This is a genomic window from Pseudomonas sp. WS 5051 (assembly GCF_012985715.1).
Classification (GTDB): Bacteria; Pseudomonadota; Gammaproteobacteria; order Pseudomonadales; family Pseudomonadaceae; genus Aquipseudomonas; species Aquipseudomonas bubulae.
This window is the reverse complement of sequence record NZ_JAAQWV010000001.1, coordinates 377,530-392,970: the sequence shown is the minus strand read 5'-3', so window position 1 is coordinate 392,970 and position 15,441 is coordinate 377,530. Positions and strand designations below refer to the sequence as shown.

Below are 15,441 nucleotides of genomic sequence, written 5' to 3'. Positions count from 1 at the left end.
CCCGCCTACAGGAAGTCAGCGCATGCCCTTACCTTCCATGAAAGAGCAGTTCGCTGCCTTGATCGCCGTACCGTCGGTCAGTTGCACCCAGCCGACACTGGATCAGTCCAACCGCGGGGTGATCGATTTGCTGGCCAGCTGGCTTGGCGATTTGGGTTTCAACTGCGATATCCAGCAGGTCAGCCCCGGCAAATTCAATTTGCTCGCCAGTTTTGGCAGTGGCCCCGGCGGGCTGGTGCTGGCCGGGCACAGCGACACCGTGCCCTACGATGAAGCGCTGTGGCAGACCGATCCGCTCAAGCTGACAGAGGTGGATAACCGCTGGGTTGGCCTTGGCAGTTGCGATATGAAGGGCTTTTTTGCGCTGGTGATCGAAGCAGTGCGGCCTTTGCTCGATCAGCCCTTCAAGCAGCCACTGCTGATTCTGGCCACCTGTGACGAAGAAACTTCGATGGCCGGGGCCAGGGCGCTGGTCGAAGCTGGTCGCCCGCTGGGCCGTGCTGCGGTGATTGGTGAACCGACCGGGCTCAAGCCGATCCGCATGCACAAGGGCGTGATGATGGAGCGCATCGAGATCCTCGGGCAGAGCGGTCACTCATCCGACCCAAGCCTGGGCCACAGCGCGCTGGAGGCCATGCACGACGCGATCAGCGAACTTAAGGGGTTGCGTCAGCAGTGGCTCAATGAGTACCGCAATCCGCAGTTCAGCGTGCCGCAACCGACCCTTAACTTTGGCTGTATCCATGGCGGCGACAACCCCAACCGGATTTGCGGGCAGTGTTCCCTGGAATTCGACCTGCGCCCGCTGCCGGGCATGGACCCGAATGCGCTGCGGGCCATTATCCGCAGCAAGCTGCAACCCCTGGCCGAGCGTCACCAGGTGAAGATCGATTTCGCGCCCATTGCCGCCGGAGTGCCGCCCTTCGAGCAGGATGCCGATGCCGAGTTGGTGCGCGTGGCTGAGCGCCTCACCGGGCATCGTGCGCAAGCAGTAGCGTTTGGCACCGAAGCGCCTTATCTTCAGCAGCTTGGTTGCGAAACGCTGGTATTGGGCCCGGGTGACATCGCCTGTGCGCATCAACCAGGGGAATACCTGGAAATGTCACGTTTGCAGCCGACAGTACGTCTACTGACTCAATTGATCGAACACTATTGTCTGAAATAGTGAAGATACCCATACGATTTATCCACAAGGAGAGCCGCGTGTTGCCAACAATGTTTCGACGATAGCCATCAGCCCGTTGTGCGTTTGCTGTTCTAGCCCTTTTTAGGCGATTTATTTTCTACAGGCTCTGGTTATGCACGATTACGTTAACTGGCTGCGTCACGCGTCTCCCTACATCAATGCCCACCGCGATTGCACCTTTGTTGTCATGCTCCCTGGCGACGGTGTGGCACACCCCAACTTTGGCAATATCGTCCACGACCTGGTGCTGTTGCACAGCCTGGGTGTGCGTCTGGTGCTGGTCCACGGTTCGCGCCCGCAGATCGACAGCCGCCTTGAGGCGCGAGGCCTGGTGCCGTATTACCACAAGGGCATGCGTGTCACCGATGCATCAACGCTCGAATGCGTGATCGATGCTGTCGGGCAACTGCGCATTGCGATTGAAGCGCGCTTGTCGATGGACATGGCGTCTTCGCCGATGCAGGGTTCGCGTCTGCGCGTAGCCAGCGGCAACCTGGTCACTGCGCGGCCGATCGGCGTGCTCGACGGTGTGGATTTTCACCATACCGGCGAAGTGCGCCGGGTGGACCGCAAGGGCATCAACCGCCTGCTCGATGAGCGTTCGATTGTGCTGCTGTCGCCCTTGGGTTACTCGCCCACCGGTGAGATTTTCAATTTGGCCTGTGAAGACGTCGCCACCCGTGCCGCCATCGACCTGGCGGCGGACAAACTGCTGCTGTTTGGTGCTGAATCGGGTTTGCTCGATGCCGAAGGGCGGTTGGTGCGTGAGTTGCGTCCCCAACAGGTGCCGGCGCATATGAAACGTCTGGGCAGTGACTACCAGGCCGAATTGCTGGAAGCCGCCGCCGAGGCCTGCAGTGGCGGCGTGGCTCGTAGCCATATCGTCAGTTATGCCGAAGACGGTGCGCTGTTGACCGAGCTGTTCACCCGTAACGGTGGCGGTACGCTGGTGGCGCAAGAACAATTTGAAGTTACGCGGGAGGCGGCGATTGAAGACGTCGGCGGCCTGCTTGAATTGATCAGCCCGCTGGAAGAGCAGGGCATTCTGGTGCGTCGTTCGCGTGAAGTGCTGGAGCGTGAGATCGAACAGTTCAGTGTGGTGGAGCGCGAAGGCATGATCATCGCCTGTGCGGCGCTGTACCAGATTGCCGATTCGGATGCGGGGGAGCTGGCGTGTCTGGCGGTGAACCCGGAGTACCGTCATGGCCGTCGTGGCGATGAGTTGCTCGAACGTATTGAAAACCGCGCCCGTGCCCAGGGGCTGAAAACCTTGTTCGTGTTAACCACGCGCACTGCTCACTGGTTCCGTGAGCGCGGGTTTGAGCCTAGCGGTGTAGAGCGCCTGCCGGCGGCGCGGGCGTCGCTGTACAACTACCAGCGTAACTCGAAGATCTTTGAGAAAGCGCTGTAAGGCGCCAGCTGTTCAGGCTCTGGGCTGGAGAAGATTCGTAGCAGCTGACGAGTGGAACGAGGCTGCGTTCGGCGGCGAAGCCGTCGTAAAGTCAAACACCGTGGTGTGCCAGTTAAACTTGGAACTCTGGTTTTACGGTCGCTGCGCAACCGAACGCAGCCTCGTTCCACTCGTCAGCTGCTACGGATAACTGCAACTGCGGTGCTCAACAAGCCCCGTCAAAACTCCCGCAAACACACATCATCTATTACCACCTTGCCCATGTCGCACAAGTAATGTGAAGCCCAGGCATGGCGCTCGCAGTTCTTGTCCAGCGCGGCATCCAGCGCCAGTTTTTTTGCGCAATAAAGCAACGCCGACACCTGCTCCAGCGCCTGGCGCAGCGGTATGTCGGGGTTGACGCGGAACAGCTCGTGGTTGTCTTGGCCGCAGGGGCCGAAGGTGACAGTGCCGAGAGTTTTGATTGGGGGATGATCAGCCATTTAGCGCGCTCCTAAAGTAATTAAGAGCTGTCACTTTCGTTTCCAGGCGAAGGTGGCAGCTGTACGCAGGCTGGAAACCGGGACAATAGGAACCCGGCAGGTCCGAAGACCTCCCGCGTACAGCCGCCATAGCACATAAAAACAGGGATTGATGGCATTAAGGCGAATATTGTTACCCGGGTTTCCAGGCCCGGTCACTGTTTTTTCAGTGACGGTGCACAGTACGCTTTGCTGTAAAACCCGTAAGCCGTCCCTTGCCTCAGTGGGCGTAGGAACTGACCGCCCGCGCTCGCACGAACACCACCGGTCTGTCCCCTCTCCCTCCGGGAGAGGGCTAGGGTGAGGGGCTTTTGATCTGCCTAGTTACTGATCGCCAAAATACTCGCCTGGTACGAAGCCACAAACAGGTCGAAGTCGCCTTCTTCCGTTTGTTCGGTCTCGGCCTGCTCGAGCAGTGACTTGCGCGCTTTCTCTTCAAACGCAGCCTGATCTTCAGCACTCAACGGTTCACTGCGGAAGAACTCGGCATGGGCCAGGCTCTGGCGCATCGAGAACTGAGCGAAGCTCTCCTTGTGCTCGGCCATGCTGGCCAGCACTTTGGCAGACGGCGTCAGCGACACGTCCTTGATCTTCGCCAGCTGTTCGTCGACTGCCTTGCTGTGGTTATCGCCACCCTGGCTCTGGTCGAGCAAGGCGGCCAGCGGCGCGATTTTTTCCAGCAGCTCGGTAGCCCATTCCTTCATGTCAACGGCTGCGCCATCACGCTGCAATTGCAGGCCCGGACGGCGACCTTCCTTGACTACGCTGAGGAAGTTGGAAGAGCAGCTGCCACAGCCTGCGCTGTCGAACTGCGGGCTGTCTTGCAGCGCGCAATACAGCAGGAAGGCGTCCAGAAAACGCGCTTCAGGCAAATCGATGCCCACCGGCAGAAACGGGTTGATATCCAGCAGGCGCACTTCAACGTACTGCACGCCACGGGACACCAGGGCCTGGATCGGCCGCTCGCCGGTGTAGGTCACGCGCTTGGGGCGAATGTTGGAGTAGTACTCGTTTTCGATCTGCAGGATGTTGGTGTTCAACTGCACCCACTCGCCATCCTTGTGCGTACCGATTTCTACATACGGCGGATAAGGTGTGGCCACTGCCTTGCGCAGGCTGTCGGTGTAGCTGTCGAGGTTGTTGTAGCACGGCGTCAGGCCTGCCTGGGCGTTGCTCTGATAGCCCAGGTCGCTCATGCGCAGGCTGGTGGCATAGGGCAGGTAGAGCGTGTCGGCATCCAGTTGCTCCAACTGGTGCGAACGACCGCGCAAAAAGCCCGCATCCAGCGCAGGCGAAGCACCGAAGAGGTACATCAGCAGCCAGCTGTAGCGACGGAAGTTACGAATCAGGGCGATATAGGCGTCGGACTGATAATCGCGCTCGGTGCCGACAAAACCCTCTGCCTGCATCAGCACTGGCCACAGGGCCTCTGGCAGGGAGAAGTTGTAGTGGATGCCGGCAATGCACTGCATGGTCTTGCCGTAGCGCAGGGCCAGGCCCTTGCGGTAAACGTACTTGAGCTGTCCGATATTGGACGTGCCGTAGTAGGCAATCGGGATGTCTTCTTCGGCCGGCAACGGGCACGGCATCGAAGGGCTCCACAGGAACTCGTTACCGAGCTTGCTGTAGGCAAAGCGGTGGATCTTGTCGAGGCTGGCCAGCGTCTGCGCCGGATCAGGCAGGGCCGGGGTGATGAACTCCAGCAGCGACTCGGAATAGTCGGTGGTGATTTGATCGTTGGTCAGGGCCGAGCCCAGTTCTTCCGGGTGCGGGGTTTGCGCCAGGCGAGCATCGGCCGTGACGCGCAGGCATTCGCGCTCGATGCCGTGCAGGCACTGCTCCAGAAGAGAGAGGTTGGCGCGCTCGCTGAGCAGAGCCAGGCGGCGGTTGAGAAGTTGGCTCAAGTTGGATTCCTTCACGCGTCAGTCGCCCCAATATGGGGGTGGTCAGGACGGTCTACAAGGGTGAAGTTGAAACTGGCGTGGTCGCCTGGTTTTGTTGGCATCGCTCAGTTCCGTCCCTGATTCGGCGCCGCGGCGCTCCAAGCGCATTTCGGCACTGCATTGGCAGTGCCGAAATTAACTCAAATCAGCCGTTGGCCGCTACAGGACAGCGAACGTGCCTTGTGCTTTTGCGACCAGCTTGTCGCCCTGCATAACATCCGCTTCGACGACCAGCGTGCGTCGCCCGGGGTGGATGACCTTGGCGATACATAGCACTTCGCCTTCAGCCACCGCGCGAATGTAGTTGATTTTGCACTCAATGGTCGCGCTCTGCTGATCGAAGCCATGGGTGCTGGAACAGGCCAGGCCCATGCTGATGTCCACCAGGCTGAACAACACACCACCGTGCAACTTGCCGGCGCGGTTGCGCAATTGCGGCTCCAGGCTCAGCGCAACATGCGCCACACCGTCTTCCAGCGATTGCACGCGGCAGCCGAGCAACTGGCTGAAGGCGCTTTGGGTCAGGCCGTCCGGGATGGCCATCAGCGTTTCTTCAACTGTTTGGCGTTGGCGAACAACGAGGCCATGGCGTTATTGGACGGTGCGGCGGCAACGTTCTCCTTGCGCGGTGCCGAGCTTTGCTGGCGCGGGGCCGAGCCCGGACGTGCGCCGCGAGCACCGTCGATTTTCTCGCCCGGGGTGTCGCTCATGCGCATCGACAGGCCTACGCGTTTGCGCGGGATGTCGACTTCCATGACCTTGACCTTGACCACATCACCGGCTTTAACGGCTTCGCGCGGGTCCTTGATGAATTTCTCGGACAAGGCCGAGATATGCACCAGACCGTCCTGGTGCACGCCGATATCGACGAAAGCCCCGAAGTTGGTCACGTTGGTCACCACGCCTTCCAGGATCATTCCCAGTTGCAGGTCTTTGAGGTCTTCGACACCTTCCTGAAACTCGGCGGTCTTGAACTCCGGGCGCGGGTCGCGGCCTGGTTTCTCCAGCTCCTGGAGAATATCGGTCACCGTCGGCAGGCCGAAGGTCTCGTCGGTGAATTTCTTCGGATCAAGACGCTTTAGGAACCCGGCGTCGCCGATCAGCGAGCGGATGTCCCGCTCGGTGTCCGTAGCGATGCGTTTGACCAGCGGGTAGGCTTCGGGGTGAACCGCTGAGCTGTCCAGCGGATTGTCGCCATTCATCACGCGCAAGAAACCTGCCGCCTGCTCGAAGGTTTTTTCGCCCAGACGGCTGACTTTTTTCAGCGCTGCACGGGTTTTGAATGCGCCGTTTTCGTCGCGGTGAGCCACGATATTTTGCGCCAGTGTGGCATTGAGGCCCGAAATTCGCGCGAGCAGTGCTACCGAAGCCGTGTTCACGTCCACGCCCACGGCGTTCACGCAGTCTTCAACCACAGCGTCCAGGCCGCGTGCCAGCTTGAGCTGGGACACGTCGTGCTGGTACTGGCCGACACCGATGGATTTAGGGTCGATTTTCACCAGTTCGGCCAGCGGGTCTTGCAGGCGGCGGGCGATCGATACGGCGCCACGGATCGAAACGTCCAGATCCGGGAATTCCTTGGCTGCCAGTTCCGATGCCGAGTACACCGAAGCACCGGCCTCGGACACCATCACTTTGGTGACTTTCAGGGCCGGGTATTTTTTCATCAGATCGATCACCAGCTTGTCGCTTTCGCGGCTGGCAGTGCCGTTGCCAATGGCAATCAGATCGACCGAATGCTTGGCACACAGGGCGGCCATGACCGAAATGGTCTGGTCCCACTTGTTGTGCGGCACGTGCGGGTACACGGTGGCGTACTCCAGCAGTTTGCCGGTGGCATCGACCACGGCAATCTTGCAACCGGTGCGCAGGCCCGGGTCCAGGCCCAGGGTGGCGCGCGGGCCAGCCGGCGCGGCCAGCAGCAGGTCGTGCAGGTTGTGGGCGAATACATTGATGGCTTCGGTTTCAGCGGCGTCGCGCAATTCACCCAGCAGGTCGGTTTCGAGGTGGGTGTAGAGCTTGACCTTCCAGGTCCAGCGCACCACTTCGCTCAACCATTTATCAGCCGGGCGGTTTTGATTTTCCAGACCGAAGCGCTGGGCAATCATCATTTCGCCGGGGTGCATCGTGCCGGGCAATTCTTCACCGACTTTGAGCGACGAGCTCAGAATGCCTTCGTTGCGACCGCGGAAAATCGCCAGTGCGCGGTGCGATGGCATGCTTTTGAGCGGTTCATCGTGCTCGAAGTAATCGCGGAACTTGGCGCCTTCCTCTTCCTTGCCGGCAATTACGCGGGCGCTGAGGATGGCTTCCTGTTTGAGGAAGCTGCGCAGCTTGTCCAGCAGGCTGGCGTCTTCGGCGAAGCGCTCCATGAGGATGTACTTGGCGCCATCAAGGGCTGCCTTGACGTCAGCCACACCTTTTTCAGTGTCGACAAAACGGGCAGCTTCGGCATCTGGCGTGAGTGTCGGGTCGTTGAACAGGCCGTCTGCCAGCTCGCCGAGGCCAGCTTCCAGGGCGATCTGGCCCTTGGTGCGGCGCTTTTGCTTGTACGGCAGGTACAAGTCTTCAAGGCGGGTCTTGGTGTCGGCGAGTTTGATGTCGCGGGCCAGTTCGGGGGTCAACTTGCCTTGTTCTTCGATGCTGGCGAGGATGCTGACGCGCCGCTCGTCGAGTTCGCGCAGGTAGCGCAGGCGCTCTTCGAGGTGACGCAACTGGGTGTCATCCAGGCTGCCGGTCACTTCCTTACGATACCGAGAGATGAAGGGTACGGTGGAGCCCTCATCCAGAAGAGCGACGGCCGCTTCGACCTGCTGCGGGCGCACGCCGAGTTCTTCGGCGATGCGGCTGTTGATGCTGTCCATAAAACCACCTGACAAAATGTGATGCAGGCTCGCAGGCCCGGGCTTGAAGGCTTGCGAGGCTGGTTGAGCAGCCCGGAAGGGGCCGCTGCCTGGGCCAAAAGGGCAGCCTGTTGACCCGTGAAGTCAGCTGATTACGCCAGATGTTGAAAAAATAAATACTGGCACAACCATTGAAAGTTCGAGATTGCCCGACACAAAAGGCCGCGCATTATAACCAGCGTTCCCGGATTCAGGGGATTGCGCGCGGTGGTCTCATTACCTGGTCTAATGTTTAAGGAAGAAAAATCTGCTAACAATGCACACAATGCGTATCGCAGCGGCTGAGCCATAATGCGCGCCGAGATCACAGGAGCATCCTAATGAGCAGCACTGCACAAACGTCTGAAGGCGAAAAAATCCTTATCGTTGATGATGATCCTGGGCTGAGCAACTTGCTGGTACGTTTCTTTTCCAGCAAGGGTTATCGCGCCACTTCCGTGACCAATGCAGCGGACATGGATCGACGGCTGGCCCGCGAAATGTACCACCTTGTGGTGCTGGATCTGATGCTGCCCGGCGAAGACGGCCTGTCAGCCTGTCGCCGTTTGCGTGCAGCGGGCAATCGCGTGCCGATCATCATGCTGACAGCCAAAGGTGATGAACTTAGCCGTATCAAGGGCCTGGAACTGGGTGCCGACGATTATCTGGCCAAGCCTTTCAACCCCGATGAGCTGATGGCCCGTGTGCGTGCGGTATTGCGTCGTCAGGCGCCGCCGGTGCCGGGTGCGCCGGGCAGCGAAGACGAAAGCGTGACATTCGGTGATTACGAGTTGTCCCTGGCAACCCGCGAACTCAAACGTGGCGACGAAGTTCACATGCTCACCACGGGTGAGTTTGCGGTACTTAAAGCCCTGGTCATGCATGCCCGCGAGCCGTTGACCCGCGACAAGCTGATGAACCTGGCCCGTGGTCGTGAGTGGGATGCGCTGGAGCGTTCAATCGATGTCCAGATTTCCCGTTTGCGCCGCATGATCGAGCCGGATCCGTCCAAGCCCCGCTATATCCAGACCGTCTGGGGCGTGGGTTATGTGTTCGTGCCGGATGGCAACGCAACCAAATGACAGATCATTTGTAGGAGCGAGTCGCACTGGTGCTCTCTGGTACCGTGTGGCTCGCGATTTATCTTTTTTTCGGGCCTCGGGGCTCGCTCCTGCAAAGTATAAAAGCGGCTGTCTATGAAAACCCCTGTCTGGTTCCCCCAAAGTTTCTTCTCGCGCACACTCTGGCTTGTCCTGATTGTTGTGCTGTTTTCCAAGGCCCTGACGCTGGTTTATCTGCTTATGAACGAGGACGTGCTGGTTGACCGCCAGTACAGCCACGGCGTGGCGCTGACCCTGCGTGCCTATTGGGCCGCCGATGAGGAAAACCGCAACAAGATCATCGATGCCGTTGATTTGGTTCGCGTCGTGGGCGGAGGTGTACCCGAGGGTGAACAGCACTGGCCTTACAGCGAGATTTATCAGCGTCAGATGCAGGCCGAGCTTGGCCCCGATACAGAGGTGCGCCTGCGTATGCACACATCCCCTGCGCTGTGGGTGCGTGCCCCGAGCCTGGGGGATGGCTGGTTGAAAGTACCTTTATATCCGCATCCTCTGCGTGGGCAAAAAATCTGGAATGTACTGGGCTGGTTTTTAGCCATCGGCTTGTTGTCCACTGCTTCGGCGTGGATTTTCGTCAGCCAGCTTAATCAGCCCCTCAAGCGTCTGGTGTATGCAGCTCGCCAGTTGGGGCAGGGGCGCAGCGTGCGCTTGCCTGTCGGCGACACGCCCAGCGAAATGACGGAGGTGTATAGCGCCTTCAATCAGATGGCTGAAGACGTCGAACAGGCGGGCCGCGAGCGAGAACTGATGCTTGCAGGCGTGTCCCATGACCTGCGCACCCCGCTGACCCGCTTGCGTCTGTCTCTGGAGCTGATGGGCAACCACAACGACCTGACCGACGACATGGTGCGTGATATTGAGGACATGGACGCGATTCTCGACCAGTTCCTGGCCTTTATCCGTGACGGCCGTGACGAGCCGGTTGAAGAGGTTGATCTGTGTGAATTGATCCGTGAAGTGGTGGCACCCTATAACCAGAACGGAGAGCAGGTGCGCCTGCGTCTGCAGCCGATTCAGCCGTTTGCGCTACGTCGGGTATCGATGAAGCGTTTGCTCAACAACCTGATCGGCAATGCCTTGCACCATGCTGGCGAAGACGTGGAGGTTGCGGCTTACGTATCGGGTGATGTCAGCGCGCCGTATGTGGTGCTGAGCGTGATGGACCGGGGGGCAGGGATTGATCCTGCGGAGCTGGAAGATATCTTCAACCCGTTTATCCGCGGTGACCGTGCCCGTGGCGGTAAAGGTACGGGGCTGGGGCTGGCGATCGTCAAGCGGATTGCCTCCATGCATGGTGGCAATGTCGAGCTGCGTAACCGCAGCGGCGGAGGGCTTGAAGCCCGTGTACGTTTGCCGCTGGGGCTTATGTTGCCAAGAGGGGCGGTATAGCTTTGACCCTGTGGGAGCGGGCTTGCCCGCTCCCACAACAAGTCTGCTCACCCAAGGGTTGATGCGCTGTCAGCCTTTGCCCTTGGTCCGGGTCATATGCGGGCTGCTGTTTTTTTCCAGGTGCTGGATGATAATCCCGGCCACATCCTTGCCGGTGGTGGTTTCAATGCCTTCCAGGCCTGGCGATGAGTTGACCTCCAGCACCAGCGGGCCGTGGTTGGAGCGCAGGATATCGACACCCGCCACACTCAGCCCCATGACCTTGGCCGCACGAATGGCGGTCATGCGCTCTTCGGGGGTGATCTTGATCAGGCTGGCGCTGCCGCCCCGGTGAAGGTTGGAGCGGAACTCTCCAGGTTTGGCCTGGCGTTTCATGGCCGCGATCACCTTGTCACCGACCACGAAGCAGCGAATATCGGCACCCCCGGCCTCCTTGATGTATTCCTGCACCATGATGTTTTGCTTGAGGCCCATAAAGGCCTCAATCACCGACTCGGCGGCGGTAGCGGTTTCACACAGCACCACGCCGATGCCCTGGGTGCCTTCCAGCACCTTGATGACCAGCGGGGCGCCGTTGACCATTTCGATGAGGTCGGGAATGTCATCCGGCGAGTGGGCAAAACCGGTTACCGGCAAACCCAGGCCACGCCGGGACAACAGCTGCAACGAACGTAATTTGTCCCGCGAGCGAGCAATTGCCACCGATTCGTTGAGCGGAAACACGCCCATCATTTCAAACTGGCGCAGCACTGCGCAGCCATAGAACGTGACTGACGCGCCAATGCGCGGGATCACCGCATCAAAGCCTTCCAGCGGCTTGCCGCGATAGTGAATCTGCGGCTTATGACTGGCTATGTTCATATAGGCGCGCAGGGTATCGATCACTACCATCTCATGGCCTCGTTCGGTACCGGCTTCAACCAGACGACGAGTGGAATACAGACGCGGGTTACGCGACAGCACAGCGATCTTCATGCAACACCTGTGGCAGAGGTAGTAGTGACCGGGAATTCCGGCTTGTCTTGTACATATTTTAGTGCAGGGTTGACGACCAATTGGCCGTCGATCAACGCTTTTGAGCCCAGCAACAAGCGATAACGCATCGATTTGCGGCAGGCGAGGGTGAACTCGACCGGCCAGACCCTATCACCCAGCGCCAGGCCGGTGCGGATCACATAGCGAACCTGGGTGTGGCCATTGGAGCTTTTAATGGTTTTAATTGCCACCAAAGGCGCTTCACAGTGACGGTGACGCAGTTGTACCAGGGTGCCCAGGTGGGCATTGAAACGTACCCACTCGACACCGTCGCGCACAAAAGGCTCGATTTCGGTAGCGTGCAGGCTGGAAGTACTGGCACCGGTGTCGATTTTCGCGCGCAGGCCGGCGACTCCCAAATCGGGAAGCGCCACCCACTCGCGCAGACCGACAACGGTCAAGTGATCAAAAGTCTTCAATATAAGTAACCAGCGATTAACGTATTCAGGCCGCAGGAGGAACCCTGCAGGTAAAGCAATCGGCGATGCCGATTTGGCAATGTACAAAGAGCATTCACGCAGAATATTCAGCAAATGGCGACAGTTATCTGCGTGTCCGCTACTCGGCAGGCAGGCATTCTATCGGGACGAATGCTTCAGTTGTTCATTGCAAGTAGTAGTACAGTTCTGACTATTCAAGTGAAGAGGAATTCCAGTGGCGCAAAAGCAGGAAGAGGACGACAAGGTTCGCCTGGATAAGTGGCTCTGGGCGGCGCGTTTTTACAAGACCCGGGCACTGGCCAAGGCCGCGATTGAAAGCGGCAAGGTGCATTGCCGGGGTGAGCGCTGCAAGCCGAGCAAAGAACCTCGCCTGGGCGATGAACTGCAAATTCGTGTTGGCCTTGAAGAGCGCACTGTCGAAGTCAAAGCGCTGTCTGTGGTCCGCCGTGGCGCCCCTGAAGCCCAATTGCTGTACGCCGAAACCGAACAAAGCATCGCCAAGCGCGAAAACGCGGCTGCCATGCGCAAATCCGGGGCCATGGGCATCGCGACTGATGGCAAACCGACCAAGAAGCAGCGGCGCCAACTGCATCAGTTTCATGACGCCAGTGGGGGCGAGTGAGCTGGCCAGGGCCCGCAAGCCGTACGTCGAGTCCGTGGCTGCATGGCTTGTAATCATTCAGGTATGGCGCCATATAGGGTCATCAGACCTGCACGATATTTAATGGCGCTTACACATTTTGTCACCAATTCAGAACTCTATTCTTATGTCCGACTTACACAAAACCGATGCCACACAACGCTTTATGTTCGATACCAGCGACGCCCGCGGCGAACTGGCCTCGTTGGAGCACAGCTACGCTGACGTGTTGGCCAAGCACGCTTATCCACAGCCGGTCCAGCAATTGCTGGGCGAGCTGATGGCTGCGGCTGCGTTGCTGGTGGGTAACCAGAAAATCGATGGCTTGCTGAGCCTGCAGGCCCGTTCCGAAGGCCCGGTGCCGCTGCTGATGATCGAATGCACCAGCGACCGGGAAATACGCGGCCTGGCCCGTTTTGACGCCGACCAGATTGCTGCCGATGCCACGCTGGCTGACCTGCTGCCCAACGGCGTACTGGCCATTACCATCGATCCGGTGGTCGGCAAGCGCTACCAGGGCATCGTGGACCTGAACGGCGAAACCCTGGCTGACTGCTTCACCAATTACTTCGTGATGTCCGAGCAAGTGCCGACCCGCTTCTGGCTGGTTGCTGATGGCCAGCGTGCGCGGGGCATGTTCCTGCAGCAGTTGCCTGCCGATGTGGTCAAGGATGAAGACGAGCGCGTCGACAGCTGGGACCGCCTGCTGATGCTGGGCGATACGCTCAAATCAGAAGAGCTGCTGGGGCTGGATAACGAGACCATCCTGCACCGTTTGTATCACGAAGAAACCGTGCGCCTGTTTGATAATCAGGCCATTGAATTCAAGTGCAGTTGCTCCCGTGAGCGTTCGGGCAATGCCCTGACCAGCCTGGGTCATGCCGATGCGCTCAATCTGGTGACCGAGCATGGCGGTCATATCGAAATCGATTGCCAGTTCTGCAACGAGCGTTACCTGTTTGATGCAGCAGATGTCGATCAATTGTTCGCTGGCGCAGGTGTTGAATCCCCTTCAGGCACTCATCACTAAAACGTTTCAGCTCAGGTAAAACACCTGTCAAAGCCCGTTCTTGCGCGGTTCTGACAGGTGGGGCCTACTCTTTTTGGGGTTTTCTGGCATAATCCGGCCCACTTTTTTCGCGGTAGTAGTGCAAACTTTTCTACTACAAAACGTTTGGCGCACTCGGCCAATGGCCGACGGGGAACCTCATGACGCAAGCTAATAACGCCGTGTACACCGATCTGAGCATCGACGATCTGGTCAAAGAAGCCCTGAACCGTGGTGAAGGCGTGCTTGCCGACAATGGCGCACTGGTTGTCGAAACTGGCCACCGTACAGGCCGTTCGCCGGCTGACCGCTTCATTGTTGAAGAACCGTCCACTCAGGCTGCCATTGCCTGGGGCCCGATCAACCGCAAGTTCCCGGCCGACAAGTTCGATGCCCTGTGGGACCGCGTCGAGGCGTTCAACAACGCGCAAGAGCATTTCGTTTCCCACGTGCATGTAGGTGCTTCCGAAGACCACTACCTGGCCGTGAAAATGACCACCCAGACTGCCTGGCAGAACCTGTTCGGTCGTTGCCTGTTCATCAACCCGGCCAAGTACAACCCTGCCGGTCGTGATGAGTGGCAAGTGCTTAACGTGGCCAACTTCGAGTGCGTGCCTGAGCGTGATGGCACCAACTCTGACGGTTGCGTGATCATCAACTTCGCCCAGAAAAAAGTGCTGATCGCCGGCATGCGTTACGCCGGTGAAATGAAAAAAGCCATGTTCTCGGTACAGAACTTCCTGCTGCCTGCTGCTGACGTGCTGCCTATGCACTGTGCTGCAAACATTGGCGAAGAAGGCGACGTGACCCTGTTCTTCGGTCTGTCCGGTACCGGTAAAACCACCCTGTCCGCCGATGAAAGCCGTTACCTGATCGGTGACGACGAACACGGTTGGGGCGAAGGCGTGGTGTTCAACATCGAAGGCGGTTGCTATGCCAAGTGCATCGACCTGTCGGAGAAGAACGAGCCGGTTATCTGGAAAGCCATCAAGCACGGCGCTGTTCTGGAAAACGTTGTGCTCGACGCTGCCGGTCACCCTGACTATGCCGATGTCAGCCTGACCCAGAACAGCCGCGCCGCTTACCCGCTGGAGCACGTTGCCAAGCGTTCCGAGAAGAACCTGGGCGGCGAACCAAACGCTGTGATCTTCCTGACGTGCGACCTGACTGGCGTACTGCCACCTGTGTCGATCCTCAGCGAAGAGCAAGCGGCCTACCACTTCCTGTCTGGCTACACCGCACTGGTGGGCTCGACTGAAATGGGTTCGGGCAGCGGCATCAAGTCGACTTTTTCCACCTGCTTTGGCGCACCGTTCTTCCCGCGTCCGGCCGGTGAATACGCAGAGCTGCTGATCAAGCGCATCCGTGGCTTCGGCTCCAAGGTGTACCTGGTGAACACCGGCTGGACCGGCGGTGGCTACGGCGTTGGCAAGCGCTTCAACATCCCGACCACCCGTGCGGTGATTGCTGCGATCCAGAGCGGTGCTCTGATCGGCGCTGAAACCGAGCATCTGGACATCATCAACCTGGACGTGCCTAAAGCCGTACCTGGCGTTGAGACTGTTCTGCTCAACCCGCGCAACACCTGGGCTGACAAAACTGCCTACGACGAAGCTGCCAAAGCATTGGCTGGCCTGTTCGTAGAGAACTTCAAGAAGTTCGACGTCAGCGACGCGATCAAGGCAGCCGGCCCGAAGGCGTAAGTATTCGGTCAGTGTGTTGATCCACAAAAAAGCCGCCTGAAAAGGCGGCTTTTTTGTGCCTGAATTTTTCTGTGGGTATACATCCTGTGGGAGCGGGCTTGCTCGCGATGGCATCGCGGCGG

The 15,441-nt window shown here is 58.9% G+C and carries 13 protein-coding genes; 7 read left to right on the top strand and 6 right to left on the bottom strand.

What is annotated here, in order from left to right:
* Positions 1 to 22: 22 nt before the first annotated feature.
* Positions 23 to 1,165, top strand: a complete 1,143-nt coding sequence (argE, locus tag HBN79_RS01645; RefSeq protein ID WP_095000800.1) for an acetylornithine deacetylase — start codon at positions 23 to 25, stop codon at positions 1,163 to 1,165.
* Positions 1,166 to 1,298: 133 nt separating this feature from the next.
* The gene (argA, locus tag HBN79_RS01640; protein ID WP_095017751.1) at positions 1,299 to 2,597 is read left to right on the top strand and encodes an amino-acid N-acetyltransferase; all 1,299 of its coding nucleotides are present in this window, start codon (positions 1,299 to 1,301) and stop codon (positions 2,595 to 2,597) included.
* Positions 2,598 to 2,815: 218 nt separating this feature from the next.
* Here the strand turns inward: argA and HBN79_RS01635 are convergent, their stop codons facing one another.
* From HBN79_RS01635 to HBN79_RS01620, 4 genes are all read right to left on the bottom strand, one after another.
* The gene (locus HBN79_RS01635; RefSeq protein WP_169916162.1) at positions 2,816 to 3,079 is read right to left on the bottom strand and encodes a DUF3077 domain-containing protein; all 264 of its coding nucleotides are present in this window, start codon (positions 3,077 to 3,079) and stop codon (positions 2,816 to 2,818) included.
* Between the two features lie 359 nt (positions 3,080 to 3,438).
* Entirely contained in the window at positions 3,439 to 5,022 is a 1,584-nt protein-coding gene (gshA, locus tag HBN79_RS01630) for a glutamate--cysteine ligase (protein WP_095000803.1), read from the bottom strand.
* A gap of 198 nt (positions 5,023 to 5,220) precedes the next feature.
* The gene (locus tag HBN79_RS01625; RefSeq protein ID WP_095023771.1) at positions 5,221 to 5,604 is read right to left on the bottom strand and encodes a PaaI family thioesterase; all 384 of its coding nucleotides are present in this window, start codon (positions 5,602 to 5,604) and stop codon (positions 5,221 to 5,223) included.
* On the bottom strand, positions 5,604 to 7,925 hold the full coding sequence (locus HBN79_RS01620) for a Tex family protein (RefSeq protein ID WP_169916161.1): 2,322 nt from the start codon (positions 7,923 to 7,925) through the stop codon (positions 5,604 to 5,606). The genes HBN79_RS01625 and HBN79_RS01620 overlap by 1 nt, the downstream gene beginning before the upstream one ends.
* A 359-nt stretch (positions 7,926 to 8,284) precedes the next feature.
* Between HBN79_RS01620 and ompR the strand changes: the two genes are divergently transcribed.
* Both ompR and HBN79_RS01610 read left to right on the top strand, forming a co-directional pair.
* Complete coding sequence (gene ompR, locus HBN79_RS01615; protein ID WP_095000806.1) at positions 8,285 to 9,025, top strand: two-component system response regulator OmpR; 741 nt, start codon at positions 8,285 to 8,287, stop codon at positions 9,023 to 9,025.
* Between the two features lie 114 nt (positions 9,026 to 9,139).
* The gene (locus tag HBN79_RS01610) at positions 9,140 to 10,453 is read left to right on the top strand and encodes an ATP-binding protein (RefSeq protein ID WP_016783139.1); all 1,314 of its coding nucleotides are present in this window, start codon (positions 9,140 to 9,142) and stop codon (positions 10,451 to 10,453) included.
* Between the two features lie 69 nt (positions 10,454 to 10,522).
* Here HBN79_RS01610 and rimK read toward each other — a convergent pair whose 3' ends face one another.
* A complete protein-coding gene (rimK, locus tag HBN79_RS01605) occupies positions 10,523 to 11,428 on the bottom strand; it encodes a 30S ribosomal protein S6--L-glutamate ligase (RefSeq protein WP_016783140.1) in 906 nt (301 codons plus the stop codon).
* The gene (locus tag HBN79_RS01600) at positions 11,425 to 11,874 is read right to left on the bottom strand and encodes an ATP-dependent zinc protease (RefSeq protein ID WP_169916200.1); all 450 of its coding nucleotides are present in this window, start codon (positions 11,872 to 11,874) and stop codon (positions 11,425 to 11,427) included. Before HBN79_RS01600 ends, rimK begins: the two co-directional genes overlap by 4 nt.
* A 268-nt stretch (positions 11,875 to 12,142) precedes the next feature.
* On the opposite strand from HBN79_RS01600, the gene HBN79_RS01595 reads away from it, so the two are divergent.
* The 3 genes from HBN79_RS01595 (at position 12,143) to HBN79_RS01585 (ending at position 15,319) form a co-directional block, all read left to right on the top strand.
* Complete coding sequence (locus tag HBN79_RS01595; protein WP_169916160.1) at positions 12,143 to 12,550, top strand: S4 domain-containing protein; 408 nt, start codon at positions 12,143 to 12,145, stop codon at positions 12,548 to 12,550.
* A gap of 145 nt (positions 12,551 to 12,695) precedes the next feature.
* Positions 12,696 to 13,598, top strand: a complete 903-nt coding sequence (gene hslO / locus HBN79_RS01590) for an Hsp33 family molecular chaperone HslO (RefSeq protein ID WP_095000809.1) — start codon at positions 12,696 to 12,698, stop codon at positions 13,596 to 13,598.
* A 179-nt stretch (positions 13,599 to 13,777) separates the two neighbouring features.
* Positions 13,778 to 15,319, top strand: a complete 1,542-nt coding sequence (locus HBN79_RS01585; RefSeq protein WP_095017745.1) for a phosphoenolpyruvate carboxykinase — start codon at positions 13,778 to 13,780, stop codon at positions 15,317 to 15,319.
* The last annotated feature ends 122 nt before the right edge of the window (positions 15,320 to 15,441 follow it).

Excerpts from the sequence above, each read along its gene's own strand:
- argE (WP_095000800.1), top strand. The coding sequence starts at position 23 with ATGCCCTTACCTTCCATGAAAGAGCAGTTCGCTGCCTTGATCGCCGTA.
- argA (WP_095017751.1), top strand. The coding sequence starts at position 1,299 with ATGCACGATTACGTTAACTGGCTGCGTCACGCGTCTCCCTACATCAAT.
- HBN79_RS01635 (WP_169916162.1), bottom strand. The coding sequence starts at position 3,079 with ATGGCTGATCATCCCCCAATCAAAACTCTCGGCACTGTCACCTTCGGC.
- HBN79_RS01625 (WP_095023771.1), bottom strand. The coding sequence starts at position 5,604 with ATGGCCATCCCGGACGGCCTGACCCAAAGCGCCTTCAGCCAGTTGCTC.
- HBN79_RS01620 (WP_169916161.1), bottom strand. The coding sequence starts at position 7,925 with ATGGACAGCATCAACAGCCGCATCGCCGAAGAACTCGGCGTGCGCCCG.
- ompR (WP_095000806.1), top strand. The coding sequence starts at position 8,285 with ATGAGCAGCACTGCACAAACGTCTGAAGGCGAAAAAATCCTTATCGTT.
- HBN79_RS01610 (WP_016783139.1), top strand. The coding sequence starts at position 9,140 with ATGAAAACCCCTGTCTGGTTCCCCCAAAGTTTCTTCTCGCGCACACTC.
- rimK (WP_016783140.1), bottom strand. The coding sequence starts at position 11,428 with ATGAAGATCGCTGTGCTGTCGCGTAACCCGCGTCTGTATTCCACTCGT.
- hslO (WP_095000809.1), top strand. The coding sequence starts at position 12,696 with ATGTCCGACTTACACAAAACCGATGCCACACAACGCTTTATGTTCGAT.
- HBN79_RS01585 (WP_095017745.1), top strand. The coding sequence starts at position 13,778 with ATGACGCAAGCTAATAACGCCGTGTACACCGATCTGAGCATCGACGAT.